This is a genomic window from Arthrobacter silvisoli (assembly GCF_003369445.1).
GTDB lineage: Bacteria > Actinomycetota > Actinomycetes > Actinomycetales > Micrococcaceae > Arthrobacter > Arthrobacter silvisoli.
On sequence record NZ_QRCU01000037.1, the window covers coordinates 195,349 to 222,268 of the forward strand.

The window sequence follows — 26,920 nt, forward strand, 5'->3', positions numbered from 1 at the left end:
TAATTCACTCCGCGGCGCGAAGCCGCATCAAAGTCCTTGATGTGGACTAATTGGCAATCCCTTCGGCTTTAAGGTACTCGCCCACTTTGTCCTCCTTCAGGGCCTTCTTGAGGGCGTCGATCGCGGCCTGGTCGGCCACCACAATCGACTGGCCATCGGCAGACCAGCCGGTTCCGCTGTTGGGAAGTGTGAAGCTCTTCACATCGCCGGAGCGAACGTTCCGGAGTTCGATGGCGAGCTTGCCCACGGCCACGGCATCAAGGGTCTCGTCCACTGAAACATAGGGGGAAACCTCGTCGACCACGGCGCTGATCTTGCCCGGGTCGGTGAGGGTCTCTGTGGTCAGGAACTTGCCCAGCAGGGCCTTCAGGAAGAGCTGCTGGTTCTTCACCCGCTGGTAGTCGCCGTCGGCGAAGGCGTAGCGTTCGCGGACGAAGACCAGCGCCTTGTCCCCGCTCAGCACCTGCTTGCCCTTGGCGAAGTCGAAGTTCCGGGCGCTGAAGGCAATGGGGACATTGACTTCCACCCCGCCCAGGGCGTCGGTCATGGACTTGAAGCCCTCGAAGTCGATCACGGCAACGTGGTCGATGCGGGTATCAAGGATGCCTTCCACGGTCTGCACCACCAGCGGAATGCCACCGAAGGCCATGGCCGCGTTGATCTTGGCGCTGCCATGGCCCGGAATATCCACCCAGGTGTCACGCATGATGGACGTGATGAAGATGTTCTTCCGGTCCGCGGGGATGTGGACGAGCATCATCGAGTCGGAGCGCTGGTCCGACGGGGCCCCTTTTTCCGCGGTATCGACCGAGGCGGAGCGGGAGTCGCTGCCCAGCACGAGGATGTTCGTGGCCTCTCCCCCGTTGGGAAGGGTCGGCTTGGTGGGCCGGGTGGACTCCTCGGGGAAGGCGTGCTCGATCTTCTGGGTCTTGGTGTTGAAGCTGTTGGCGAGGTTGACCAGGTAGACGCCGCTGATCGTTCCCGCAACCAGGACAACAGCCAAGAAGGCCAGCAGGACATTCCGCGCGGTGTGCGACTTCTTCTTCCGCGGCCCCTGCTCATCCTGCGTAGCGTCGGGCAGCATTTCGTCGTTGTGCATCCGTGTGTTCCTTTGTTCCCCAAGGCAAAACTGTTCACGCCATCATCCCATGCCCCGCGAAAAAGGCCTTCCAGCCTTCCCCCAGCTTCGTTCCGGGCGCGTGGGGCACGTAGGCTTGAGGGGTGAATTTTCCGTCCGCGCAACCTTTCCCCCCGAAGATCGCGGCGCTTGCCGCGGCCGCGTCGCTGCTGGCCCTGTCCGCCTGCTCAGCTGCCGTGGACGTCAAGGCGGCGTCCGATGCCGCCAACCCGGCCTGCGCCCCAATGATGGTGGCGCTTCCGGACGCGATCGGAGACGCCAAGCTGCGCAAGACGAACAGCCAGGCCACCGCGGCCTGGGGCGAGCCCTCCCAAGTGGTCCTGCGCTGCGGCGTCAACGTCCCCGGTCCCACTACCGACCGCTGCGTCACCGTCAACGACGTCGACTGGGTGATCAAGGAGGGCAACCCCGTGTGGACGCTGACCACCTACGGCCGGGAGCCCGCCACCGAAATCCTCATGGACCCGAACGTCATCAGTTCGGCAACAGTCCTGGCCGATCTGGCCCAGGCCGCCGGCAAGATCAAGGCCGTCCGCCACTGCGTGGGCCAGGAGGACCTGCAGAACCTCCCGAAGAGCAAGTAGGCCCTACCAGGTGGTCAAGCGCACCGGGCGGTACCGCCGCAATCACGGCAGCGGCAATCGCGACGGCGGCACGCGCCTTCGGGTGTGCTAGCGCAGGCCCGTCTTGCGGTTCAGGGCCAGGTAGATCAGTTCGTCGATCAGCTCCGCGTACGGCAGGCCCGAGGCGGCCCACATCTGCGGGTACATGCTCTTGGGGGTGAACCCGGGCATGGTGTTGATCTCGTTGATGATGAGCTCGCCGTCCGGGGTATAGAAGAAGTCCACCCGGCTCAGGCCCTCCGCACCGACGGCGTCGAACGCCGCCGCGGCAAGCTCGCGGACGCGGGCGATCGCTTCCTCGGGCATGTCCGCCGGGCAGCTCAGGGCGGCGGCGCCGTCCTCGACGTACTTGGCGGCGAAGTCGTAGAACTCGTGCCCGCCCGACGTCACGGCGATTTCGCCCGGCATGGAGGTGCGCGGGGCATCGGTGCCGCGCCCCTCGAGCACGGCGCATTCGATCTCTCGGCCGGTGATGCCGGCTTCGATCACGAGCTTGAGGTCATGGCGGCGGGCTTCTTCGATCGCGGCGTCCAGGCCGTCGAGCGAGTCCACTTTGGAAATCCCCATCGAGGATCCGGCGCGGGCCGGCTTCACGAACACCGGGTAACCCAGGCGGTCGACCCGCTTGCGGACGGCCTCGGCATCGTTGCTCCATTCGCGGTCGGTGACGGCCACGTAGGGCCCCACCTTCAGCCCGGCAGCTTCGAAGACCACCTTCATGAAGTGCTTGTCCATGCCGACGGCGGAGGCGAGCACGCCGGCACCTACGTAGCGGGTGTCCGAAAGTTCCAGCAGTCCCTGGATGGTTCCGTCCTCGCCCCACGGTCCGTGCAGCAGCGGGAAGACGACGTCAACGGAGCCGAGTTCCTGCGGGACGGCATTGGGTTCGGTGACCACGAGCTGGTGGGTGCCGCCGATTTCGGCGAGGGTTACCGTCTTGCCCGAGGGGGCGACTTCCGGCAGTTCCGCCGAGCTCAGCGACCACTGGCCCGGATCTCCGCTGGGGAGCACCCACTGGCCGGTCTTGGCGATCCCGATCGGGATGACGTCGTACTTGCTCTTGTCGATCGCCCCCATCACTCCGGCCGCCGTCACGCAGCTCACGGCGTGCTCGCTGGAACGGCCGCCGAACAGCACGGCGATGCGCGGCCGCCGGCCGCCGTCGGGAGTTCCGGTGGTCTGGGTCTTTTCGGTCACAGTCAGTAATCGCCTTCGGACTTCAGGGAGCGGGCAAGGAGCCGGGGCCCGAGTTCATCAACGGAAAGTTTGCCTTCCAGCACGGCCACCACGGCCGCGGTGATCGGCATGTCGACGCCGAGGCTGACGGCCAGCTCGTTGACAGCGTACCCGGATTTGATGCCCTCCGCCGTTTGGGTCATCTTGGCCGTGACCTCGTCGAGGGTCAGGCCCTGGCCCAGGAGCCGGCCCGCGGTGTGGTTGCGGGACAGCGGGGAGGAACAAGTGGCCACGAGGTCGCCGAGCCCGGCGAGGCCGGATATCGTGTGGGCCTCTCCGCCCAGGGCGAGGGCCAGGCGCGAGGTCTCGGCCAGGCCGCGGGTGATGACCGAGGCCTTCGTGTTGTCGCCCATCTGTTTGCCTTCGCAAATTCCGACGGCGAGGGCGATGACGTTCTTGACGATGCCGCCGATCTCCACCCCGACGACGTCGGTGCTGGTGTACGGGCGGAAGTAGGGCGCGGTGCAGCAGTGGGCGATCGCGGCCGCTGTGTCCTCGTCGCTGCAGGCGACCACGGAGGCCGTGGGCTCCTGCCGGGCGATTTCCATCGCCAGATTGGGGCCGGAGACCACTGCCACGCGGCATTCAGGTATGTCCAGTTCCTCGGCGATCACCTGGCTCATGCGCGAATCGGTGCCAAGTTCCAGGCCCTTCATGAGGGAAACCACGACGGCGCCGGGTGCCACGAGCTCCTTCCATTCCTTGAGCTGTGGGCGCAGGGACTGGGCGGGAACCGCCAGGATCACCAGTTCCGCGCCGTCCAGGACCTCGGCGACGTCGGTCGATGCAGTGATCGACAGGGGCAGCGGGGTGTCCTTCAGGTACTGCTCGTTGAGGTGCAGGGTGTTGATCTGCTCCACCACTTCGGGGCGGCGGCCCCAGATCCGGATGTTGCGTTCCTTGCCGGCGGCCGTGGCTGCGTCGGCGATCACCTTGGCGAAGGTGGTCCCCCACGAGCCCGCACCCAGGACGGCGACGACCGCGGGTTCCCAGTCGGTGCCGGCGCCGCTCACTTAAGCTCCCCCGGTTTGGCCGTGCTTCCGGGCTTCATTGTGCTTCCGGGCTTTTCGCTGCCCCGGGCCTGGAAGCGGCCCTGCTTGGACTGGTTGTGCGCCGCGGGGTCCCAGCGTTCAGCCGGGGGCTCTTCGCCGCGGAGTTCGGCCAGGAGCTTGGTGATGGCGTCCATGATGAGCTCGGTGGCCTCGTTCAAGGTGGTGCGGTCCAGCGTCCGGCCCGCGAAGCTGCTGAGGTCCAGGGGCTCACCGACCAGCACACGGGACGTTTTCCGCGGAAAAATGTGGAAGCGCTTGGCGTACCTCGGGAACACTTCGTGGGCTCCCCAATGCGCCATCGGCACCACCGGCGCGCCGGTCTGGATGGCCAGTCGGGCGGCACCGGTGTGCCCCTTCATCGGCCACAGCTCCGGGTCGCGGGTCAGGGTGCCTTCGGGGTAAATGATGATGGCGCCACCGGCGTCCACCACCTCCTGGGCCGACTGCAGCGAACGGTTCGCACCCGCCGTCGAGCGTTCCACGGGAATCTGCTGCGTGGCACGCAGCAGGAAACCGACAATCGGGGCCTTGAAAAGCCCCGCCTTGGCGAGGAAGTGCGGGTGGCGTTTCTGGTTGTAGAGCATGTGGCCGATCACGATGGGATCGATCTCGGTGCAATGGTTGGGTGCGGCGATGAAACCACCCTTCGGAAGCTTCCCGGTGCCTTCCCATTTCTTGGCCATCAGGATGTTCATCAACGGCCGTGCGATCCCCGCAAGGAGCACGAACGTGGCACGGCTCTTGGCCGATTCCTTCAAAGGGTCCCCCGCTTACTTGGATTCGGTGATGTCGAAGTCTGCGCCGAGGCCGGCCAGCTTCTCGGTGAAGCGCTCATAACCGCGGTTGATGATGTCGATGCCTGTGACGCGGGAGGTACCGGTGGCCGCAAGGGCTGCAATGAGGTGGCTGAAACCGCCCCGCAGGTCCGGGATGTCGATGTCGGTGCCCTTCAGCGGCGTCGGCCCGGAGATCACGGCCGAATGCAGGAAGTTGCGCTGGCCGAAGCGGCACGGGACGCTGCCCAGGCATTCGCGGTGCACCTGGATGGTGGCGCCCATACGGCTCAATGCCTCGGTGAAGCCGAAGCGGTTCTCGTACACGGTTTCGTGGACGATCGACACGCCTTCCGCCTGGGTCAAAGCGACGACGAGCGGCTGCTGCCAGTCGGTCATGAAGCCGGGGTGCACGTCGGTTTCCAGGACCAGCGGGCTCAGCTTGCCGCCGGGGTGGTAGAAACGGATGCCGTCCTCGCGGATGTCCATGCCGCCACCCACCTTGCGGTAGGTGTTCAGGAACGTCATCATGTCGCGCTGGGAGGCGCCTTCGACGAAAATGTCGCCGCGGGTTACCAGTGCAGCCGAGGCCCAGGACGCGGCTTCGTTGCGGTCAGCCAGGGCCCGGTGGTCGTAGCCCCCGAGGTCCTTGACGCCTTCGATCCGGATGGTGCGGTCCGTCTGAACGCTGATGATGGCGCCCATTTTCTGGAGCACGGCGATCAGGTCGATGACCTCCGGCTCGGTGGCCGCACCGCTGAGTTCAGTGATGCCTTCGGCGCGGGTGGCGCTCAGCAGCACCTGCTCGGTGGCGCCGACGGACGGGTAGGGCAGGGAGATCTTGGCCCCTTGCAGGCCCTTGGGCGCCGAGATGTGGATGCCGCCCGGGCGCTTTTCCACAACGGCGCCGAACTGGCGCAGCACGTCCAGGTGGAAGTCGATGGGGCGGTCACCGATCTTGCAGCCGCCCAGGTCCGGGATGAAGGCTTCACCGATCGCGTGGATCAGCGGGCCGCAGAACAGGATCGGGATGCGGGAGTCGCCTGCATGGGCGTCGATCGCCGTGCTGGACGCGGTCTTGGCGTCCTTGGGGTTCAGGGTCAGGTCACCGGTGACGGGGTCCTTCTCCACGGTGACGCCGTGGAGTTTCAGCAGGCTGGTGACAACCTCGACGTCCTTGATTTCCGGGACGTTCCGGAGCACTGAAGGCTCATTTCCCAGCAGGGACGCGACCATGGCCTTGGGCACAAGGTTTTTCGCACCACGGACGGTTACACGGCCGGCCAGCGGCACACCGCCGCGGATTGTCAGGACACTGCTCATCTATACCGTTTCCTCACGAGTTGATGCCCCCATACTGCCGAGGGCTCAAGCTAAGCATAGAAGCTGGGGTTAATGATCCGAAATGCGGGCGGGCCCGGCCGGGAGCGGCGCGCCCCCGCGAATCGGCGCTGCTAGGCGACCGCGACGCCGGAGGCCGAGTCCTCCATCTGGCGTGCAATCCACTGCCTGGCGGCGGAGCCGAAATGGTACGGAGACTGGCCCCATTTGTGGTCGGCCTGGGCCACCCGGAGTTCCTGTGGGAGGGTCTGGACGGTGTAGCCGAGGCCCTTGATGTGCGCACAGCATTCGGCGAAATAGGCGTTCAGCTCAGCGTCGGTTTGCTGGTCCTTGAAGGGCGGCACGGCCTCTCCGGTCTCCGTCACCTGCGCCCACGGGGTGCCCAGGACGAGCGTCTTCCCGCGCAGCCCCATGGCCGTCAGGGCGCCGAAGAGCCGGTTGGCGGCGGACTCCCACAGGGTCCAATGTTCCTCGGTGACCGGCTCGATCAGACGGTACCTTCCCGCAATCCCCGCCAGCCGGCCGGACTGCATGAGTTCGGAGGAACGGGTCACGTACGTGCCGTCGGGGAGGCGGAAGACGCCCAGCCTCTCGTCGGTCAAATCAATGACCAGCAGGTCGATGTCCGGTGCGTAGCGCCTGAGTGTCGGCAGAAGGTTCGACTTCAGGTCCCCGTTGAGGGAACGGTTCTGGGAAGAGGAAGCCAATGCCTCGCCGTCGAGGAGTTCCGTTGGCCGGGAGAGTGCGCTGATCATGGACTGACGAGCAACGTAGCCGAGCAATGCGTAGTCGGAACCGAGCTCCTCAAACGGGTCCCTGGACACACAGCTGCCGTAGATCATCAGGTTTTTGTGCATTAGAGAACCTTAACAGAGGGCTGCCTCCCGGCCGGAATCGGCGGGCCGCAGCGGACGGCACGAACGCCGCCGCCGAATTGCTGATTCGACGGCGGCGCTCTTTCATTTCGCACCGCAGCAGGTGCGGATTCAGGGTCTGGAGAGGCGTCAGCCGCGCGCGGGGAGCGTCTTCGGCTTGAAGGACGGGCGGGTGGCCTCGTAGGCGGTGATGTCCTCTTCGTGCTGCAAGGTCAGGCCGATGTCGTCCAGGCCTTCCAGCAGGCGCCAGCGGGTGTAGTCGTCGATCTCGAACGGTGCCACGACATTGCCGCATTCGACCGTCTTCGAGACCAGGTCCACCTTGACCTCGGTGCCGGGGTTGTTTTCCAGCACCTTCCAGATGAGCTCGATGTCGTCCTGGGCCACCTGGGCGGCCAGGAGTCCCTGCTTGCCCGAGTTGCCGCGGAAGATGTCGGCGAAGCGGGAGGAGAGGACGGCCTTGAAGCCGTAGTCCTTCAGGGCCCAGACGGCGTGCTCCCGGGACGAGCCGGTGCCGAAGTCGGGACCGGCCACCAGGACGGAGCCTGCATTGAATGGTTCCTGGTTCAGGATGAAGCTCTCGTCCTTGCGCCAGCCGGCGAAGAGGGCGTCTTCGAAGCCGGTGCGGGTGATGCGCTTGAGGTAGACGGCGGGGATGATCTGGTCCGTGTCCACGTTGCTCTGGCGCAGGGGAACACCGATGCCGGTGTGGGTGGTGAACTTTTCCAAGGGGTCCTCCTAGGCGGCGTCGCCGGCGGCGACGGAGACGGATACCAGGTCAGACGGCGAGCTGAGCGTGCCGCGGACTGCGGTCGCTGCGGCCACCACCGGCGAGACGAGGTGGGTGCGGCCGCCCTTGCCCTGGCGGCCTTCGAAGTTGCGGTTCGAGGTGGAGGCGCAGCGCTCCCCCGGGGCCAGCTGGTCCGGGTTCATGCCAAGGCACATGGAGCAGCCGGCGAAGCGCCATTCGGCACCGAAGTCCTTGAACACCTTGTCCAGGCCCTCGGCCTCGGCTTCCAGCCGGACACGGGCGGAGCCCGGCACCACCAGCATGCGCACGTTCGGGTCCTTGGCGCGGCCGCGGATCACGTCGGCTGCGGCACGCAGGTCCTCGATGCGGGAGTTGGTGCAGGACCCCAGGAAAACGGTGTCCACACGGATGTCCTTCATGGGCGTTCCGGCTTCCAGGCCCATGTACTGCAGGGCGCGCTCGGCGGCCAGCTTGGCGTTCTCGTCGCCGAAGTCCTCCGGCGAGGGCACGGCGTCGTTGAGCGAAACGCCCTGGCCCGGGTTGGTTCCCCAGGTCACAAACGGCTCCAGGGTGTCGGCGTCGAGGTCCACCTCGACGTCGAACGTGGCGTCGGCGTCGGTGTGCAGGGTGTTCCAGTATTCGACGGCGGCATCCCAGTCGGCGCCTTCCGGAGCATGCGGGCGGCCCTGCATGTAGTCATAGGTGGTCTGGTCCGGAGCCACCATGCCGGCACGGGCCCCGGCTTCGATGGACATGTTGCAGATGGTCATGCGGGCTTCCATGGACAGTGCACGGATGGCCGAACCGCGGTATTCCAGGACGTAGCCCTGGCCGCCGCCGGTGCCGATCTTCGCGATCACGGCCAGGATGATGTCCTTGGCGCTGACGCCCGGGCGCAGGGTGCCCTCGACATTGATGGCCATGGTCTTGAACGGCTTGAGGGAGAGCGTCTGGGTGGCCATGACGTGCTCCACCTCGGAGGTGCCGATGCCCATGGCCAGCGCGCCGAACGCGCCGTGGGTGGAGGTGTGCGAGTCGCCGCAGACCACGGTCATGCCCGGCTGGGTCAGGCCGAGCTGCGGGCCGACGACGTGGACAATGCCCTGTTCCTTGTCGCCCAGCGAGTGCAGCCGGACACCGAACTCCTTGCAGTTGGCGCGCAGGGTCTCGATCTGGGTGCGGCTGGTGAGGTCCGCAATCGGCTTGTCGATCTCCAGGGTGGGCGTGTTGTGGTCCTCGGTGGCGATGGTGAGGTCCGGGCGGCGCAGCCGGCGTCCGGCCAGGCGCAGGCCCTCGAACGCCTGCGGGGAGGTCACTTCATGCACGAGGTGCAGGTCGATGAACAGGAGGTCCGGCTGGGCGTTGGCTCCTTCGCCGTCACCCTTGCGCACCACGTGCGCATCCCAAACTTTCTCGGCCAGTGTTTTCCCCACGGCCTGCTCCCTTCACTGCGGTTGGATTGTCTACATCCACTGAACATGAGCGCCGCCAAGTGCGCCACTGAAACAACTTGCATCTCAGATATTGAGACGGCAATATCAATACATGGACAATTCTAGTGGAGTCGGTGTCATTGATAAAGCGGCCCAGGTGCTGGACGCACTTGAGGCCGGGCCTACCACGCTGGCGCAACTGGTGGCCGCCACGGGCCTCGCCCGTCCCACCGTGCACCGCCTTGCCCTGGCCCTTGTCCACCACCGCCTGGTCAGCCGCGACATCCAGGGCCGCTTCGTCCTGGGCAGCCGTCTGGTGGAGCTCGCCTCGGCCGCCGGCGAGGACCGGCTGATCGCTTCCGCCGGCCCCGTCCTGATCCAGTTGCGCGATGCCACCGGCGAAAGCGCACAGATCTTCCGCAGGCAGGGTGACTGGCGCGTCTGCGTCGCCTCCGCCGAACGCCCGATCGGCCTGCGCGACACCATCCCGGTGGGAACCCAGCTGTCCATGAAGGCCGGTTCCGCGGCGCAGGTGCTGCTCGCCTGGGAGGACCACGACCGCCTGCTGGACGGCCTGCAAAACGCCCGCTTCACTCCCACCGTCCTGGCAGGAGTACGACGCCGGGGCTGGGCCCAGAGCCTCGGCGAGCGCGAGCCGGGGGTCGCCTCCGTTTCGGCACCCGTGCGCGGACCGTCGGGCCGGGTCATCGCGGCCGTCTCGATCTCCGGGCCGATCGAACGCCTCACCCGTCAGCCGGGCCGGCTGCACGCCGAAGTAGTCTGCAACGCCGCCCGCGTCCTCACCGATGCGCTGCGCAAGGGCAACGACTGAGCCGTCCGGGTCTGGATCCCTGCGGGGAAGGTGACGTGACCGCTGTTCCGCCGCCCGGGGTTTCCGGGAGCATGAGGTCGCCGCCGCGCGCCTCGGCGATCGTGTGCAGCCGCGAAAACCCGCCGGGAACGCGTTGTAGGGTGGGGCGCATGGACAGCTATGCGGTATTCCTGCGGGGAGTCAACGTAGGTGGAATCAACATCAAGATGGCCGATCTCAGGACGGCCCTCAGCGGGCTTCCCTTCGAAGGCGTCAAGACCCTGCTGGCCAGCGGCAACGTGGTGCTCAGGAGCGGGCTCGCGGCGCCGGACGTCAAGCAACAGTTCGAAAAGTGCCTGCGCGGCTCCTTCGGCTACGACGCCTGGGTGGTTGTCCTGAGCGGCGCGCGCGTGGCCGAACTGGTAGCGGCGTGCCCCTATCCCCCGGATGACAGGTCCACCCACAGTTACATCACGCTCTCCTCGGATACCGCGGTGCTGGATGAGCTGTTCGACGCCGGATCTGCCCTTGGCAGCGCGGCCGACGGCGGGGTGGACCTTGAGCGGCTCGGCCCCGAGGCGATCGCCTGGCTGGCTCCTGCCGGCGGCACCCTCGACAGCCCCTTCAGTAAGATCACCGCGAAAGCCCGCTACAAGGCGGCGACCACCACCCGGAACCTGCGCACGATGATCAAGGTGCGGGACGCCGTCGGGGGCCTCTGACGAAAGCCGCGGACAGGGCCGCCCCGTTGGACATCTGGCAGGACCCCGGGAGCGGAAGCGATAGCATTGCATGACGTTGCGGGAGGCTTCCCGTTGTGCGGGCAAGCGAAGGTCCGGCCCAGCACGTTGCGGCGAAAGCCGGACAAATCGAGCGCCGGGTCCAAAAGGAGCTGGTTGAAATGGCAGAAGGATTGATGAAGTCCGATATTGTGACAGTCCGCGCCGGCGAGGTCGACGTCAGATTTGCCTTGCCGTCGCATGTAGACCACATCAGCAAGGTCATCAGGACCACCGGCGACTTTTACGAGCGTCCGTTCCTTGACGCGTTGGCCCCGATTCTTTCACCAGGAAGCCTCGTGGTGGACGTCGGTGCAAATATCGGAAACCATTCGCTGTACTTCGCGAAACTTCTCCGCTGCAACGTCATTGCTTTCGAGCCGGTTGAGACAACCTTGGAATGTCTGCTGCACAACGTGGAAATCAATTTCGCGGATGCCAATATCGAAGTCCGTCCGTTCGCGGTGGGAAGTGCACCCGGGCAGGCACGAATCAACACATTCGATGAATCGAACCTGGGCGCAACCACACTCGTCCAATCCGAGGACGGCGACCTCCCCCTGACATCCCTTGACAACGAATCCATCAGCGGCCGCGTCTCCCTCATCAAGATAGATGTCGAAGGAATGGACCTGGAGGTTATCCGCGGAAGCCTGGCCCTTATCGAGCGGGATCGTCCGTTCATTTCATGTGAGTTGAACGATCCGGCCGAGCTGCAGGCGCTGGAAGACGTCCTCGAAACCATCGACTATGTCTGCCTGGGCGTCTACAACGCCACCCCGACATACATTCTTGCGCCGGCGCGAACCACACCGGAGCAGGCGGCGATCGTGAGCTTCCAGGGGCGGCAGCTGCAGGCCATCCGGGACATGCACAAGGACTTTGATTCCCGGCTCCTGAGGTCCAACAGGTATACGGAGCGCCTCCACCGGGAGGCCCTCCAGGAAATCAACAGCCGGATGGAGTCCCGGGACAGCGAACCACGGAAGCCCGCTCCCGTTGCCGGTGCGGCGGAAAGCGATCAGATCACCGAAATCCGCGCGCTCCTGGAGGAACTGCGCAGCGTCCAGGAGTCATCTGCCCGGAGGATCGCGGAACTGGAAAACGAGATCTCCGAACTGCGAGGGACAAAGCAATGACATCCAAGCTCGAGCGAAACTACGCGCGGTGGAAAACTCCGCATTTCACGTGGGAATCGGTCGCCGCCTTTTGCGGGGAAGACACCTGGCAGGACGGGGTGCACACCATCGGGCTCGATGCCGGGCCGAGCCTGGATCTCATCATCAGCGGCCAGCCGTTCGACCGTCCTTCCACTGCCCTGCCCGTGTTCTTCTCGGGTGCCGTGCAAAACCGCGAAGCCAAGGCCGGGCCGTTCTTTTCCGGCGGGAATGTCTCGCTTTCGGGCGACTTCCCGTACATTTCAGTTTCCGACCCTTCGTTTGAACTGCACGAGACCCTTGGCCTGGCCTGGTACACGGGCAGCGAAGGCCAGCACCTGCACGAGCCATTGCTGGAAATCCTGAAGGGCATATCCGATACTGCAGGAGCCGAACTCCTGCTCGTGGGAGGATCCGGGGGAGGCTACACGGCTCTCTTCTACGGCCAGAGACTGGGCGACCGCGCCTCGGTCTTCGTATGGAATGCCCAGACTGACATTCTCGAATACAACGAGAAGTTCGTACGGCACTACTTGGAGACCGCGTTTCCAAACCGCACAAGCGCAGCGCTCCAGTCCGAGGACTGGAAGTCGCAGGTGCGGCGGGAGCTCGCCGACGCCGGAGTGCCGCTTTCCCTGCTTCCGGATACCGCCGCAGGCCTTCGGCCCAGGCGCACCGTGTTCATCCAGAACGCAACGGACTGGCATGTACCCGTCCACACGGCCCCGTTTATCCAAGCCGGCAGCTACAAGCACCTGGGCAGGGGCCTGTACCACCACGGGGTCAACCACGCCGTCTGGATCACCCACTTCGGGGCCGACCATGCGGCGCTCCCGCCGGAGTGCGTCACCTCGCTCGTGAAAGACCTGCTTGATCCTGCACGGACCGCCAGGGACGTAGTCTCGGCCTTCAAGGAGTCCGGCCTCGTGCCCGGTCAGCTTCCCGGGCAAGAGCCGAGGGATCTGCGTCACCTGAAGGACGAACTCGAGGGCCAGCTGTCGCTCGACCTGGACATGAACGACGACGGCGGCCCCCTTGCCCGCGTCAATCTCGGTGACGTGCCGTTGGGGTACGGCGGGCTGCGTTTCGGCTTCTTCAAGCAGGAGGCCGACGGCGCGGCGACGAACACGAAGTGGTACTCACCCGACACGGACTGCATCTTCCCGGCCGACGGCCCACACCCGGGGTTCACCGTACAAGTCCGCGTACGCGACGGGTTCAACAATGAGCTGTTTTCCCTTGGAGCCTCCGCGCCGCATGAGGTGGTCCCTTCGCGGTTCTTCATCTACGGCAGCTGCGTCACCCGGGACGCTTTTGCCTTCGATCACGGCTTCGAACTGGTGAACTACATTGCGCGTTCACCGTTCGGCAGCGCCTTCGCCCAGGTGCCGAAGGAGATCGATGTAGAGCTCCACTCCATCGAGAGTCCGTTCCAGCGGCGCATGGTCAAGGCCGACGTGAACAAACAGCTCGAGGGCCTGCTCCGGGATTCTGAGTTCGACTATTTGCTGGTCGACCTCATCGACGAACGGATCCGGTTGCTGCCGTATCAGGACACGGTGATCGCATATTCAACGGAACTGCAGAAGACGGGGACGTCAGCCACGTCCGAGCAACTCATGCGCGTCGGCTCAGAGGACTACTACGAGCGTTGGAAGGCAGGCCTGGAACGGCTGCTGGCCGCATGCCCTGCCTCCAAGATCATCGTGAACCGCGTCTTCTGGGCCACCATCACCGACGACGGCACCGAGCTTCCCAACCAGGCCGACATCGCGCACCACAACAGTGTCCTCAACCGCTTGTACGCCGACCTCGCAGTCCACCCGGAGATCCGCTTCATCGACTATCCGGAGCAGCTCCTCGTGGCCGACAGCAAGCACCGGTGGGGGCCCGCCCCGTACCATTTCGTCGACGGGGTATCCACTCACCTCTTGGACGAGCTTGCAAAGATCTCGGGCCACTAGGCCGAAGGGGAGCCAGCCGGCCGGCTGGCTCCCCTCTTCGTCCGTGCCGGCAGGCCGGCTGCCTAGAAGGACGTGAAGTGCTTGGCGACTGAGTCTTGCCGCGCGCTTCCGGCAAGCTCGGATCGGTCCATTCCCGAAGGCGGGACGAACATGCCTTCTTCCCCTTCTTCCAATTCCTCGAGGGGTCGCTGGGCCTTCAACCGCGCCAACGCAATCTCGGCATCCCCCGGCCAGCACATGGACGGGATGCCGATGTGGCCGTCCCCAACGTACGGCCGTGAAATCGTGATGCGCCCGTCCAAGGCAAGGAACGCCCCGGAGGACTCGCCAAGCTCGGCGAGGAAGGGTTCAAGATGCTCCACCGTGTGCCAGGTGTCTCCCGCATTGTGGACGTACGAAATCAGGTTTCCCCTGTTCCAGCGCGGATCCGTGTAACGGTCAGCAATGCGGAACCGGTGCGGGAAGTCCGCCATGATCTCGTCATAGGACATGCCCGGCCACGCCGCCCGCAGCGTTTCCAGGACCGGAGTACGGATGGAGTACCGGAACACATCGGTCTGCGGAATGCGCGGCACCGCGATTGAATTGCGGAACCGGGCTCCCATCCGCATGGCGACAAATCCTCCGGCGGACGAGCCCTCCAGCACCAGGTAGCGCGCACCGGACGCAGCCATCACCTTGCGGATGATCGCCTCCATCCAGTCATCGGGATCAACCGCGGGCGTCCCGAGATACCAGGACAACCTGTTCGCGGGGGCAAGCGTCAACGTCGGGTCGGAAAAGAGCACAAACGGAGACCGGGAATTCCTCGAAATGGCAACCGGCGCAAAATAGCGGCCATCAGGCGTACTTGGCCCTTTTGCGGCGTGGAATCCGGCCCGCATTTCGTTGCGGACGCTCTTCTGGCAATTGACCAGGAAAGACAAGGTCATTCCGTCGCCAATGGCGAGCGTGTAGATCCTTTCCTCATCCGCCGTTGTGGGCCTGAAGTCGTCGATGCTCCCGAGGTGGACAACTGGTACACCGTAGAACTCGTCGTGCTCTTCCACTAATTTGTCGCTCTCTCGTGTTACGGGCAGGGCTTCCAAGGGTTCAGAGGCTCCCTTGCCTAGCTTCTGGCAGGGACGACAACCCACGTCAGGGCGGACTGCTCCGTTTCCGGCGTCCCGGAACCGACGCGCCGGATTTCGGCAAACGTTCCAGTGCGCTCCAATTCAATAATGGGACCGCCGGGCTCTGCGCCTTCTTCAAAGGGCCGTGCCGACAAAACGTCCCAGTCACCAAAGCGGGTGGCGTGCAGGAGATCCTCGAAATATGTATCGTCCGGCACGTTGTTCCAGGTCGCCAGCCAGTCCACGTCGATGCTTTCCAGCTCGGACTCCGGCGCCACAAGGATCCCGTGCTGCTCCAGCTTCGTGCGGTCGCCGGCGTCGAGATGGTCCGCGAATACTACCCGCGGGCGCCAGGTTTGACGTGTCATGGCTTCGATGTCGGCCGAACCGGCCGCCGCGGCCACCACCGCATAGGACGGCAGCACCGGCGCGACGACGGGGATGCCGGCGGTCCGCATCACGATGGTCAGTGCCTGGTCAGCCAGGTGGGACCGCGTAATGGTACGCATCTGGTTCCATGCCTCTTCCAGCCGCAGCTTCTCATCGGTCATCCATCCGGCCAGCAGTTCCGCCCAGCGCTCATCCGAATCGCCCGCCTCGATGCCCTGGATCTGCTCCGTGATTCCACGGCCGCGGCCGCTGAGGACCACGGACCCGCTCGCGGCAACTTCGACCACGCGCCGGGAGAACATTGTCGGGGAATCGTTCGCCGAGTTGACATTGATGCTCACCGGATGGGCCTTGTAGACCTTCAGGACCTCCTGGTAGGGCACGCCTTCCCGGACGAACGGAGCCAATTCCGCCGGGAACCGGTACGGCGAGTTGGGTACGTTGACCTGACGGTCGTAGATGGTCAGGCCATGGAGCTTGGCAGCGTCAAGGATCCGGTGGAGTTCGTCTGAGCGTTCCTTGAAGCGGTCACCGTAATAGGTGCCTGCATAGCTGACCGTATGCAGATAGGGCCTGTCCGTGGGCATCGGGTTGTGGATCGCAGGCTCGGCGTAGAACGGCAGCGAGGAGACCGTCTGCACCACGGATTCTTCGTTCTGCAGGTACTTGCCCACCATGTCAGCATCGGTAGTGAAAACGTGGTCCATCATGGCCGCAGTGCGCTCAAACGCACGGAAATGTACCGGGTCCTCCTTGTTCCAGAAGATCACCGGAATGTTCCGCGCACGGGCCACCTTGATGATCCGTTCAAGGTCGACGATCTCATCCGGGTAGTAGGCAACCCCGCGGCGCCACTGGTAGTCGGGGCCTTCCCACGCCGACTCGACAAAGATTGCGTCAAGGTCAAGCGAGGCCACCTGGACAAAGCCTTCGGTCCTGGACAGCGGCACGGTCTCAAAGGAGTGGGCGATCGTGGCGCTGGTGAACTGGTCGGCAATGACACCGACCCTCATCGACGCCAAATCGCGCTGAATTGCGGGTGAAAGGGCCGTTGAGTAGCTCTGTTGCGCTTGCGTGATACACGTCAGCGGGCTGGAGGCAGACGCGAAAGTCGCGTCGGCTTGTGCAGCACAGCGTGCCGACAGCTCCTCGTCACGGCGGCCTTCGGGGACGTCGCACAGGTCTTCGCTCAGGAAGGGAACACCAAGGCGACGCGCTGCCAGCAGCGCCGGCAGCGCCACCCAGAAGTCCCCTTGCGCGGCGATGGCAGCCGGCCGGAAGGCGCGCGCCTCCCGCACGATCGCGTCAGTTGCTGCAAGGACGAATTTCGGCAACCGCAGTCCGGCGGAGTTTCTCAGGGGTATGCGGACCGCCGCGACGCCGCCCAGTTCGATCTCTGTGCGTCCTGCGTCCTCGGCGTCGAAGGCGGGATTGATTGCCGCGGAGGCGACACTCACCAGGTGCAAGGAGCCGGACTCGACGTCGTCCGCTACGGCAGTGGGCCAGGAGTTGCCCGCCGCCGCGCTGCGGGTTTCGTCGACCACAAACAGGACACTCTCGGGCCTGACAAGATAGGCGGCACCCTTGCTGCGTTCGGGTATCTTCGGCAACTCGTCCTTCAGCGCCTCGATTCCTTCCTTCCAGCGCCGGTCGAAAAGGTAACGCTGCGAGGGGCGGTCCACGAGCTCGGGGTGCTCGACAGCCAGCTGACGGATCCTGTCCAGTTCGCCGTCGCGCTCCAGCACAGCAAACAGCCGCGCCAAGGAGACGCTGTTCGGTTTCGCCAGGAAACGCTGCTCGGAAGCCTCGGCGGAGATGTTCTCGCCGGGGGTGGCCGAGTGGGTTCCTTCAAGAGTCAGAAGGAGCCGCAGCCAATCCTGTCCGTTCTTCACCAGGTCGAACTGCCGAGCATGTGCAACCGCGGCGTTCGAAGCCTCGGCGTAGTCCTCGGGGCTTTCGTTGATCCGCTTGATGTAGTCAACCGCAGCCGCCGTGTCCTCGTGGACCCATTCGTCGCCGAAGATCTCCCGCGCACCCTCCCGGTCCCAGACCACGGGTACCGCGCCGGAAGCCATGCCCTCGACGGGAGCCAGGTGGAATGTTTCGCGGAAACTGGGCGACAGCATCCACCCGATGTTCTGGAACCAGCGGCCCATGTCGGGACCGAACTCATCGAAGGCGATCCTGCGCCGCAACCCGGGATTCAGGGCGATCCGCTCATAGAAAGCCTCGTAAGCCTCACGGATGACTTCGTCCTGCCACATCCATCCGTAGTCCCAAGGCGCGCGGCCACGGATGTGGACCGTGTACCGGGGATCCGCGGCGAGCAGCCCCTCCAGGATGTCCAGGGCGCGATCGGGCCGCTTCAGGATCGGAACAATTCCTGCGATCCCGATGTGGAAGCGCGCCCCGTCTTTCTTGGGACGGTTCAAGTCCAGGACGTCGACCACGTTCGGGATGACGGAGGTCTTCTCGCGGGGCCAGCCCAGTTCCTCGACGACTTTGTTCCGGTAAAACTCGGAGACAAAAATGATCCGGTCGACATTCGCAATGTTGATTTCCTGGATCCACGGGGAAAACAGTTCATATCCGTGGAACCTCACCACCAGGGTTTGCCCCGGCTGTTTCTCCCACGAGTACCACACGGCGTTATGGGACGCGAACTCACAGAAGATGACGTCGGCCCAGTCCAGGAGGGTCCGGCTCTGCGTTTCATCCTGCTGGTTCTGGGCTACCCAATGGTCTGCCCGCAGTTCCACATCCTGCCTTTGCGACAGCACGTCAATAAGCTCGCCGGCAAACTTGAAATCGTGGCCGGCCACGAGGATGCGCCGCTTGGCAGGGAGGAACGGAACAGCCGCATAATCCGCGACAGCCCTGTCGAGGTAGTCACGGAAAAGTCCGGCGTCCGATCCGGCGTTTGCTGCAGATGAAGACGTTGCGTCCATGCCGACGGCAAGCGACGGAAGCAATACTCCCTTGGACGTCGCCGCCGGGATCCTCGACTCAAGGACAGCCCTGGCGTCGTCCCTCACAAAGACAAGGCGCGACGCAGTCTCCGCAAACTGTTGGAAAAGCTGCCTTGACCCGTTGAATTCATCCAGGCTTTCAAAGTCAATCAGTGGCCACAATTTACGCCGCAGGACGCTATTGGTGAACCCGGAGACCACCGTTTCCAGATCGTCGGTGAGGACCGCGCAGCAATCGAGATCGGATGAGGCCACGGCAACATGCCAGGCCGCGAACCGCGGCAGTAACCGCTCGTTCTCAACCTGGTGCCCGGCCGTAGCAGGCTGCAGCACGGTGATGTGGGGGCTGTCCTGCTCCACGGAACCAAAAATGGATTCTCCGTCGTGGCACAGGAGGATCACGTGGACGTCCTCGGAGGCCACAGAACGTGCCATCCGGTAGGTGCGGCTGGCCCAGTCCACCATGTCCTGAACCCCGGGCCGCCTGTACAGCAGGACCCGGCGCTGCGCCCGTTTCAAGGCGTGCATCCTCCGGGCGTCGCAGTCGTCAATGAGATGGACCCGGTGATTGGCTGCCGGGACAGCCTGCCGGAGCACGTGCCGCTGGCCCGCATCTTCCACGAGGGTGAACGCGGAATACTGCACAACGGCTTGCAGGTCTTCGAGTCCGCCCCGGGCAGCGTTGCTGCGGGAAGCTACGTCGGCGGCCGGAAGGAAGGACCAGAGGCGCGCAGCGGGGAACCCCCGCCGCGCAAGTTCCTGGTTAAGAAGCAGGCCGTCGGCAAGGACGAGGTCGAAGCCGTCTTGTTCGAATCGGTCGTGTACCACCGAAGCGTACGCGCGGATGAACTCGGCATCCGTTCCGGTTTCGGTCCCGGAATGGACGAATGTCCCGGCGGGCGGCGAGTCCAGGAGTTCCTCCAACTCCGCCGATGCTGCGACCATGGAGTACCCGGCGACCCCGAGCGTTCCCAGGAACTTTCCAACTGCCGCGAAATGACTGCGGCCGGCTTCCACTGACTCCGGCGTATACGCCGAGCAAAAGAGCACCTTCATGTCAGATTCCGCCTTCGTTCGTCGGTGCATACGGCGCCTTGGCAGACCGAAGCGCTATCTGGAATATTGCGCGCCGGGGAGCTCCTTCCGGCACGCTGCTCCGGGAGTGCTCGGAAGGGAAGATTTCCGTGGCGATTTCCCGGAGCATGTTTGTGAAATAACCGTCGGGAGTTCCGTTTTCAATGAACAGGACCGGTACCTGGCGCTTCCGGCTCCACGGCAGGAGCCTGCGGATTGTGTCGACCGCAGCTCCGCCCGTGGCGTCTTCAGTGCCGAACCATGGCCCGTCCTGGAACGCGGAGCGGTGGATCACGATCATCCGCGGCTGCCCGGCATCGACGGAATTGACCAAAGTCGAAGGCAGGAGCGGCATGACGGAGTAAGACTTTTCCAGCTCGTCGTACAGTTCATCGTGAACGATCGTGGCGACTTTGAGCCTGGGGTGGTTCGGAGACGCCGAGTGGTATCCGATCCGGAGCATGTCGGCGAGCCTGATCTTGGCGTCATTCGGCGGCGGCGGGGTGGATGACCGCCCCCTCGTGGCAAGCAACCGTTCAACGCTGCCGATGCCGGGGTCGAGTTCTTTGTCTTTAACCATGCTTACGCGATTCTCCCCAGTAGATTTCCCGACCAGTGCACCGTCGGCCTTTCGCGTTCGAGCACGCTGTGTATGTTACAAGATCCCGGTGCACACCGTTCAAAACCGTGACAGACCGAGCCGTTCTTGAACTCTCTGCGCCAGGACCGGATTACTTGACTTTTATCCGCCTGCCGGACGTAGTAGAGGCCACGAACCGGCGGGGCACATCAATACCTAAGAATGGCTGGTGCGAAAGGAATCCAATCCCGATATTCGCCGGAATTGAAAAACGACCCCGGGCAATTGCCCGGAGCCGTTTCATGGTGACCCCAGCGGGATTCGAACCCGCGTTACCGCCGTGAGAGGGCGGCGTACTAGGCCGCTATACGATGGGGCCAAGTACTTTTCTGATTGCGTTTCCCGCAATCAAGCTGAACTATTGTTTCATACATTCAGCTTCGTTCCAAATCGGCGAACCGCTTGAAACTTCCGAATCGGCCTCGTTTTACCTCGGCTTATTCAGAGCTGGGATACCAGGACTCGAACCTAGAATGACGGTACCAGAAACCGTAGTGTTGCCAATTACACCATATCCCATTGTCGCTTTCAGGCCGGACCCGAAGGCTTCAACCTTCCGCTCCGTGCCCCTCAGCACGAGTAATTACTTTACCCGAGACTCCCGGCACGCACAAATCGGCTGGCGGCCGGTGATCTGCAGCATCCAGGGGTCCGATAGCGCACCACGCGGAACCCCTTGATCCGGCGGCCTGCTTAAGTTTACTCTCGGTAAGTTACCGCTCGGTAACCAGCATCCGAAGCCCACCTTGCGGACGGGGTCCGGATGCCGACCATGCCACATGGGGGTCTTTGCCTGCAACGTCGCAGGCATGGAGACGTCGAAAGGAAAGCCTTTGACTCGTAACCTCAGCCAGACCTTGCCACGAAGCCGTGGCCGGAACACCGTCATCTGCATCCTTGTCCTGCTCCTCATTGCTTTCGCGGCCTTCTACGCGATGGTCACCGGCAAAATCACCGCCGGCGCCGAACGGCTCAACGCCGGCGCCGGCCAGGCCTCCGCAGGCGCGGTCCAGCTCAAGGACGGCGCCGCAAGGCTGGCCCACGGTGCCGGCGAGGCCGAAGCTGGCGCCGGCAAGCTCGCGGCAGGCGCATCGACAATCCGCTCCGGCGTCGAAAACAAGCTGGCGCCCGGAGCTGCCAAACTGAATGAAGGCGCCGGGAAGCTGGCAAGCGGGGCCCTCAAGATCCAGGACGATGTGCGGGCAAAGCTGGCCCCCGGTGTCTACAAAGTGGACGACGGCGCACAGCGGCTTGCCGCGGCCGCGCGCCAACTCTCCAGCGCCCTTACCCCCAGCAGTACGGGAAGCGCCGAGAACAACCTCGCCGACGGCGCCACCCGGCTGAGCAACGGTGCCTCCCGGCTCGAGGAGGGAGCGGCGCGGCTGGACGACGGCGCGCGCCTGCTTGATGACGGGGCGACCCGGCTCGCCGCGGGTACCGTCCAGCTCAGGGGCTACCCGGGCGCCAACAACGATCCCGCCCAAGGCAGCGGCACGGCGGCCCTGGCCCAAGGCCTCCAAAAACTCGCCGACGCCGCGAACGGCGCACAGGGCATGGTGCCCCTTGGCCTGCTGAAGGAACAGATCAATGCCCTGAATGCCGGAGCCCAGCGCCTGGACAGCGGGGCTGCCCGCTTGCAGGCGGGCGCCGCGAGCCTGGAATCAGGGGCAGCGCAGCTGCACGCCGGCACCACGCAGCTCGCCGGCGGCAGCGGCGAGCTGGCAGCCGGTTCCCGGAAACTCACCGCCGGCTTCTCCACCTTGGCAGGCAAGCTCAACAGCGAGGACCCTGCAGCTCCCGGGCTGGTCTTGGGAACGAGGCAGCTGGCCGAGGGGACGTCAAAGATCAGGACCGGCATGGACGGGGTACCCGGGAATCCGGAGCGTCCGGGTTTGCTGAAGGCGACTGCCGGCATGACGGACGGAACCGCCCGGTTGGCAGAAGGAAGCCAGGCCCTGCTTTCCGGTATCACCGGAGATCCCCAGGACCCGGCCAGTCCCGGCCTCCTTGGCGGTTCCAGTGCGCTGGCCGCCGGCGCGGCGAAGCTGTCGGAGGGCAGCACCCGGCTGGCGTCGGGGTCGGAACAGCTCTCGGACGGCGCCGCGAAACTCGCGGACGGCAACGGCAGGATCGCCGCGGGAACCTCAGAGCTGCACCGCGGTGCGGCGGCTGTGTCGCCGTCGTCCATGGCGGACGGTTCACGCACGGCCACGGCGCTCGGAGTTGTCGGCACCCTGGGTGCCGGGTCCATCGGCGCGTTCGTGGTCCTGCGGCGGCGCCGGAGTACCCTCTGAGCAGGACCACGCCCTGAGCGGACTCCTGACGCACAAGAAAGCCGCCCCCGGAAGGGCGGCCCTCTTTCGCAGCAATCAGCCCAGCAGCCGCGACAATGAATCGATCTCCCTGCCGGCAAAACCCTCCACGGTCTCCCCGACCCGGTTGAGCCAGATTCCGCGCAGGCCCGCGGCGGTGGCGCCGTCGGCGTCGAGCAGGCGGTTGTCCCCCACGTACAGGGTCTCTTCCGGGCGGGTGCCCAGGCGGCGGACCCCTTCGAGGTAGATGGCGGGGTCCGGCTTCGGAACGCCGACGGTGTCGGTTCCCACCAACACGGAGATCCGGGACAGTCCCGCGCTGTCCAGCTTCACCCGCTGGTAGTCATGCACGTTGTTGCTCACGGCTCCGTACGGAATCCCGGCGTCGTCGAGCGCATCCAGGACGGGAGCGACGTCGTCGAAAGCGCGCACGTAGCTTGGCTGCAACCGGGCATACTCGCTGAGCCAGGCGTGCGACTGGTCTCCTTCTTCGAGTTCGACGCCGAAGTGCCCCAGCGCCGCCCGCCCGCGGAGCAGCCGCTGCTCATTGAAAGTGAGCTCGCCGGCGAGATAGCGGTCGTAGAAGTGCGTGGTCTCGTGGGTGAAGATCCGCCCGAACTTCTCCCACCCGGCCGCGTCGAGGCCGGGCAGGAGGTGTTCGCTGACATCGCGCAGCGCGGTGGTCATGGAGTATTCGAGGTCAACGAGGGTGTCGTCGATGTCGAAGAGGACGCCCCGGACAGTGCCGAAGGAAGCCAAGGCGAAAGGACCTGCGCCGACGGCGCCCGTAGCCGCTGATTGTGCCGCTGTGCCGCCCATTCCGCTCCTAGCCGCGGAAGGCGCGCAGCCGGGCAAGGGAGGATTCCTTGCCCAGGATGACCATGGATTCGAACAGAGGCGGGGACACCCGGCGGCCGGAGATACCGGTGCGGACGGGTCCGAAGGCAAGGCGCGGCTTGATGCCGAGATCTTCGACCAGGGCCTGCTTCAGCGCGGTCTGGATGTTCTCGGCGTTCCAGTCCTCGATCGGCTCCAGCGCTGCCAGGGCCGCGTCGAGGACCTCGCCGAGGTTTTCCGGCAGCCCCTTGCGGGCGTCGTCCGCGACGTCGACGGCGTCGTCGGACTTGAACAGGAAGGCGAGCATTTCCGGGGCCTCGCCCAGCAGGGTGATGCGTTCCTGGACCAGCGGTGCGGCCTCGATGAGGATCTCTTCCTGGCGGTCAGTGAGGATCTCCCCCACCAGTCCGGCGTCGCGCAGGTACGGCACCAGCCGCTCACGGAAGTCTTCGGCCGCAAGCATGCGCACGTGGGTTCCGTTGATGGCTTCGGCCTTCTTCAGGTCGAAGCGGGCCGGGTTGCCCAGGACGTCGTGGATGTCGAAGTGCTCCACGAGCTGCTCCACCGTGAAGATGTCCTCATCGGCGGACAGCGACCAGCCCAGCAGGGAGAGGTAGTTCAGGAGGCCCTCGCGGATGAAGCCGCGTTCGCGGTGCAGGAAGAGGCTGGACTCGGGATCACGCTTGGAGAGCTTCTTGTTGCCCTGGCCCATGACGTAGGGCAGGTGGCCGAACTCCGGCATGTACTCGGCGACGCCGATGGCGTAGAGGGCACGGTAGAGCGCGATCTGGCGCGGAGTGGAGCTCAGCAGGTCTTCGCCGCGGAGCACGTGGGTGATGCCCATGAGGGCGTCGTCCACCGGGTTGACCAGGGTGTACAGGGGGGCACCGTTGGCGCGGACCACCGCGAAGTCCGGCACGGACCCGGCCTTGAAGGTGATGTCGCCGCGCACCAGGTCGGTGAAAGTGAGGTCTTCGTCCGGCATGCGCAGGCGCAGCACGGGCTCGCGGCCTTCGGCCTTGTACTGGGCGAGCTGCTCTTCGGTCATGTGGCGGTCGAAACCGTCGTAGCCGAGCTTGGGATCGCGGCCTGCGGCGCGATGGCGGGCCTCGATTTCCTCCGGAGTGGAGTAGGACTCGTAAATGTGGCCGCCGGCCTTCAGCCTGGCGATGACGTCCTGGTAGATCCCGCTGCGCTGGGACTGCCGGTACGGCTCGTGCGGGCCGCCGACCTCGACGCCCTCGTCCCAGTTGATGCCGAGCCACTTCAGGGCTTCCAGCAGCTGGTGGTAGCTTTCCTCGCTGTCGCGGGCGGCGTCCGTGTCTTCGATGCGGAAGACCAGGGTGCCCTTGGTGTGCCGCGCATAGGCCCAGTTGAAGAGGGCGGTGCGGATCAGGCCGACGTGCGGGGTTCCGGTGGGCGACGGGCAGAAGCGGACGCGGACCGGGGTTTCGGCGGTGACGGCAGGAATGGCGGCAGAGTTCGACGCGGGAGCAGTAGTCATAGTGCTTCCAACTTTACCGCCTGCACGCGCGGCGCCCGGACGGAATCCGGGCGTCGCGCGCCTCACATTCAGCGGCGGACGACGGGGTTGGACAGGCGTCCGATGCCTTCGATTTCGATCTCGTAGCGGTCGCCTTCGCTGACCAGTCCGACGCCGGCCGGCGTACCGGTCATGATGACGTCACCGGGAAGCAGGGTGAAGGCCTGCGAAACGATCGAAACGAGCTCGCGCGCGCTGCGGATCATGTCCCTGGTGTTGCCGTCCTGGCGGAGGTCGCCGTTGAGCCAGCCCTTGACGTCGAGGTCATCGGGGTCAAGCTCGGTTTCGATCCAGGGGCCGAGCGGCGCGGAGGTGTCGAAACCCTTGGCACGGGCCCACTGCAGCTCGGTCTTCTGGACATCGCGGGCGGTAAGGTCGTTGCCGCAGGTGTAGCCGAAGATCACGTCGTCGACGCGCTCTTCCGGCACGTCCTTGCAGATGCGGCCGATGACCACGCAGAGTTCGGCCTCGAAGGAGACCTCCTCGGAGAACTCGGGCAGCACGACGGGATCGCCGGGGCCCACGACGGCGGTGTTCGGCTTGAGGAACAGCAGCGGCTGGGCGGGGACCTCGTTGCCGAGTTCGGCCGCGTGCTCCGCGTAGTTGCGGCCGACGCCGATCACCTTGCTGCGGGGAATGATGGGGGCCAGCAGCCGAACATCCTCCAGCTTGTGCTTCACGGAGGTGCGCTCGACGCCGTTGAAGAAGGGATCGCCGTGGATGACAGTGACGGTTTCACTGCCGGGCTCCCCCTCCACGACGCCGTACATGGGATCAGAATCAACAACAAACCGGGCGATACGCATGCCCCCAAGCCTACCGTCGCAGGTAGTCCAGCTGCGCCGCCACCGAGTTCTCGGCGGCGCGGCGCACGGAAGGATCGACGTCGGGATAGACGGCGTCGGTGACGGCCGCGACGCCGGCGTCCGGCCCGAGCTCTGCCAGGGCGCCGCGGATCTGGTCCAGTCGCATGAGCCGGTGGGCGCGGTATTCACGGCAGATGGCGTCCGTGGCGGTCAGCACCGGGCCGTGGGCGGGCAACAGCGTGGCCGGGCCGAGGGCTTCGAGCAGGTCCAGGCTGCCGAGGTAGTCCGCCAAGCGGCCATCCGGGTAATCCAGCACGGTGGTCCCCCGGCCGAGGATCGTGTCCCCGCTCAGCACGGACCCGTGCGGGCCGTCGCCGGGAAGGTGGAAGCACAGTGAATCGGAGGTGTGGCCGGGGGTGGCCAGGACCCGGATCTCGACCGACCCGGCGTGCAGGGTTTCGCCGCCGCGCAGCGGTTCGCCGCCGTGGCAGTGACGCGGGTCGGCCGCGCGGACCGGCGCACCGGTCAACTCGTGGAACCGTGCCGCGGCCTCCGTGTGGTCCGGGTGACGGTGCGTGATGAGCACCAGTTCCACCTTCCCGGCACCGGCCAGGGCGGCCAGGTGTTCCTCGTCCAGGGGGCCGGGGTCCACCACCACGGTTCCTTCCGCGCCGGGCGCAGAGATCACATAGGAGTTGGTGCCGTCCAGGCTCATCGGCCCTGGATTGGGCGCCAGCCGGGAACGGGTCAGGCGGCTGCTTTGCAGGAACTGGGGATCCGGGGTCATGGTCCTATCTTGGCATCCGCGTCCGGCGGCCCGCTCCGGCAGTCACAGCAGGAGCAGGACCGCAACGACGAGCGGCAGCAGGCTTTGGCCGATACCGCTGACCCACAGGCGCCGTTCCGAAACCACCAGCACGATGCCCAGGATGACATGTGCCACGCATGCGAACAGGAGCACGGCGTGGCCGGCCTGATGGTTGGCGCCGCCCAGGAGCAGCGCACCGGTGATCGCCCCGGCTCCCCACACCATGTTGTAGAAGCCCAGGTTCACCGTCCACAACCGCACGGCAGCCGTGTCCTTGGGTTCGATCAGGAAGATTGAATGGAAACGCTGGTCCCGGAAGAAAAACGATTCGAGGACGCCGACAACGATCAGCACGGCGCCGAAAACCACGCCCAGTATCTGGATTGCCCCTGTCATGGTCACATTGTGCCCGTGCCTGTGGCGCCCGGACAGGGGGCGGTCCGGAAAAGCACGCTTAACCCGCGACGGCGGCCTGCCCACTGGGTGGGCAGGCCGC

General features: G+C 65.2%; 22 protein-coding genes and 2 tRNA genes. 6 read left to right on the plus strand and 18 right to left on the minus strand.

Features of this window, described 5'->3' with window-relative positions; genetic code table 11:
• Positions 1 to 46 precede the first annotated feature (46 nt).
• On the minus strand, positions 47 to 1,099 hold the full coding sequence (locus DWV11_RS10445; RefSeq protein ID WP_245953545.1) for an LCP family protein: 1,053 nt from the start codon (positions 1,097 to 1,099) through the stop codon (positions 47 to 49).
• 158 nt (positions 1,100 to 1,257) lie between these two features.
• Here DWV11_RS10445 and DWV11_RS10450 point away from each other — a divergent pair, with 158 nt between their 5' ends.
• Positions 1,258 to 1,722: a DUF3515 domain-containing protein gene (locus DWV11_RS10450; RefSeq protein WP_115788843.1), complete on the plus strand. Its 465-nt coding sequence runs from the start codon at positions 1,258 to 1,260 to the stop codon at positions 1,720 to 1,722.
• 87 nt (positions 1,723 to 1,809) lie between these two features.
• Here the strand turns inward: DWV11_RS10450 and DWV11_RS10455 are convergent, their stop codons facing one another.
• The 7 genes from DWV11_RS10455 to leuC all read right to left on the minus strand — a co-directional run bounded on the left by DWV11_RS10455 (position 1,810) and on the right by leuC (position 9,222).
• A complete protein-coding gene (locus DWV11_RS10455) occupies positions 1,810 to 2,958 on the minus strand; it encodes a D-alanine--D-alanine ligase family protein (RefSeq protein WP_115788804.1) in 1,149 nt (382 codons plus the stop codon).
• Between the two features lie 2 nt (positions 2,959 to 2,960).
• Positions 2,961 to 4,010, minus strand: a complete 1,050-nt coding sequence (locus tag DWV11_RS10460; protein WP_115788805.1) for an NAD(P)H-dependent glycerol-3-phosphate dehydrogenase — start codon at positions 4,008 to 4,010, stop codon at positions 2,961 to 2,963.
• The gene (locus DWV11_RS10465; protein ID WP_115788806.1) at positions 4,007 to 4,807 is read right to left on the minus strand and encodes a lysophospholipid acyltransferase family protein; all 801 of its coding nucleotides are present in this window, start codon (positions 4,805 to 4,807) and stop codon (positions 4,007 to 4,009) included. Before DWV11_RS10465 ends, DWV11_RS10460 begins: the two co-directional genes overlap by 4 nt.
• A 12-nt stretch (positions 4,808 to 4,819) precedes the next feature.
• Complete coding sequence (gene murA, locus DWV11_RS10470; RefSeq protein ID WP_115788807.1) at positions 4,820 to 6,145, minus strand: UDP-N-acetylglucosamine 1-carboxyvinyltransferase; 1,326 nt, start codon at positions 6,143 to 6,145, stop codon at positions 4,820 to 4,822.
• 131 nt (positions 6,146 to 6,276) lie between these two features.
• Complete coding sequence (locus DWV11_RS10475; protein ID WP_115788808.1) at positions 6,277 to 7,020, minus strand: DUF6270 domain-containing protein; 744 nt, start codon at positions 7,018 to 7,020, stop codon at positions 6,277 to 6,279.
• A gap of 147 nt (positions 7,021 to 7,167) precedes the next feature.
• Entirely contained in the window at positions 7,168 to 7,767 is a 600-nt protein-coding gene (gene leuD, locus DWV11_RS10480) for a 3-isopropylmalate dehydratase small subunit (protein ID WP_115788809.1), read from the minus strand.
• Between the two features lie 9 nt (positions 7,768 to 7,776).
• Positions 7,777 to 9,222 carry a 3-isopropylmalate dehydratase large subunit gene (gene leuC / locus DWV11_RS10485; protein ID WP_115788810.1) on the minus strand — a complete coding sequence of 482 codons (1,446 nt, stop codon included), beginning with the start codon at positions 9,220 to 9,222 and terminating at the stop codon, positions 7,777 to 7,779.
• 112 nt (positions 9,223 to 9,334) lie between these two features.
• Between leuC and DWV11_RS10490 the strand changes: the two genes are divergently transcribed.
• From DWV11_RS10490 to DWV11_RS10505, 4 genes are all read left to right on the plus strand, one after another.
• Positions 9,335 to 10,054, plus strand: coding sequence for an IclR family transcriptional regulator (locus DWV11_RS10490; protein ID WP_115788811.1), 720 nt, complete (start codon positions 9,335 to 9,337; stop codon positions 10,052 to 10,054).
• 149 nt (positions 10,055 to 10,203) lie between these two features.
• Positions 10,204 to 10,755, plus strand: coding sequence for a DUF1697 domain-containing protein (locus tag DWV11_RS10495; RefSeq protein WP_115788812.1), 552 nt, complete (start codon positions 10,204 to 10,206; stop codon positions 10,753 to 10,755).
• Between the two features lie 194 nt (positions 10,756 to 10,949).
• A complete protein-coding gene (locus tag DWV11_RS10500) occupies positions 10,950 to 11,951 on the plus strand; it encodes an FkbM family methyltransferase (RefSeq protein WP_168404665.1) in 1,002 nt (333 codons plus the stop codon).
• A complete protein-coding gene (locus DWV11_RS10505) occupies positions 11,948 to 13,933 on the plus strand; it encodes a DUF6270 domain-containing protein (protein ID WP_115788814.1) in 1,986 nt (661 codons plus the stop codon). Before DWV11_RS10500 ends, DWV11_RS10505 begins: the two co-directional genes overlap by 4 nt.
• Positions 13,934 to 13,995: 62 nt before the next feature.
• On the opposite strand, the gene DWV11_RS10510 is transcribed toward DWV11_RS10505, so the two are convergent.
• The 5 genes from DWV11_RS10510 to DWV11_RS10530 all read right to left on the minus strand — a co-directional run bounded on the left by DWV11_RS10510 (position 13,996) and on the right by DWV11_RS10530 (position 20,637).
• A complete protein-coding gene (locus tag DWV11_RS10510) occupies positions 13,996 to 15,021 on the minus strand; it encodes a hypothetical protein (protein ID WP_136017898.1) in 1,026 nt (341 codons plus the stop codon).
• Between the two features lie 20 nt (positions 15,022 to 15,041).
• A complete protein-coding gene (locus DWV11_RS10515; RefSeq protein WP_168404667.1) occupies positions 15,042 to 19,460 on the minus strand; it encodes a glycosyltransferase family protein in 4,419 nt (1,472 codons plus the stop codon).
• A gap of 1 nt (position 19,461) precedes the next feature.
• Positions 19,462 to 20,058 carry a hypothetical protein gene (locus DWV11_RS10520; protein WP_115788817.1) on the minus strand — a complete coding sequence of 199 codons (597 nt, stop codon included), beginning with the start codon at positions 20,056 to 20,058 and terminating at the stop codon, positions 19,462 to 19,464.
• A 303-nt stretch (positions 20,059 to 20,361) separates the two neighbouring features.
• Positions 20,362 to 20,437 (minus strand) — tRNA-Glu (locus DWV11_RS10525).
• 128 nt (positions 20,438 to 20,565) lie between these two features.
• Positions 20,566 to 20,637, minus strand: a tRNA-Gln gene (locus tag DWV11_RS10530).
• Positions 20,638 to 20,951: 314 nt separating this feature from the next.
• Between DWV11_RS10530 and DWV11_RS10535 the strand changes: the two genes are divergently transcribed.
• Positions 20,952 to 22,412 carry a hypothetical protein gene (locus DWV11_RS10535; RefSeq protein WP_245953546.1) on the plus strand — a complete coding sequence of 487 codons (1,461 nt, stop codon included), beginning with the start codon at positions 20,952 to 20,954 and terminating at the stop codon, positions 22,410 to 22,412.
• Between the two features lie 75 nt (positions 22,413 to 22,487).
• Here the strand turns inward: DWV11_RS10535 and DWV11_RS10540 are convergent, their stop codons facing one another.
• From DWV11_RS10540 to DWV11_RS10560, 5 genes are all read right to left on the minus strand, one after another.
• Entirely contained in the window at positions 22,488 to 23,249 is a 762-nt protein-coding gene (locus tag DWV11_RS10540) for an HAD family hydrolase (RefSeq protein WP_115788818.1), read from the minus strand.
• A gap of 7 nt (positions 23,250 to 23,256) precedes the next feature.
• Complete coding sequence (gene gltX, locus DWV11_RS10545) at positions 23,257 to 24,771, minus strand: glutamate--tRNA ligase (RefSeq protein ID WP_115788819.1); 1,515 nt, start codon at positions 24,769 to 24,771, stop codon at positions 23,257 to 23,259.
• Between the two features lie 68 nt (positions 24,772 to 24,839).
• Positions 24,840 to 25,616: a fumarylacetoacetate hydrolase family protein gene (locus DWV11_RS10550; protein WP_115788820.1), complete on the minus strand. Its 777-nt coding sequence runs from the start codon at positions 25,614 to 25,616 to the stop codon at positions 24,840 to 24,842.
• A gap of 10 nt (positions 25,617 to 25,626) precedes the next feature.
• A complete protein-coding gene (locus DWV11_RS10555) occupies positions 25,627 to 26,403 on the minus strand; it encodes an MBL fold metallo-hydrolase (protein WP_115788821.1) in 777 nt (258 codons plus the stop codon).
• Positions 26,404 to 26,445: 42 nt separating this feature from the next.
• Positions 26,446 to 26,820 carry a DUF1304 family protein gene (locus tag DWV11_RS10560; RefSeq protein WP_115788845.1) on the minus strand — a complete coding sequence of 125 codons (375 nt, stop codon included), beginning with the start codon at positions 26,818 to 26,820 and terminating at the stop codon, positions 26,446 to 26,448.
• Positions 26,821 to 26,920 lie beyond the last annotated feature (100 nt).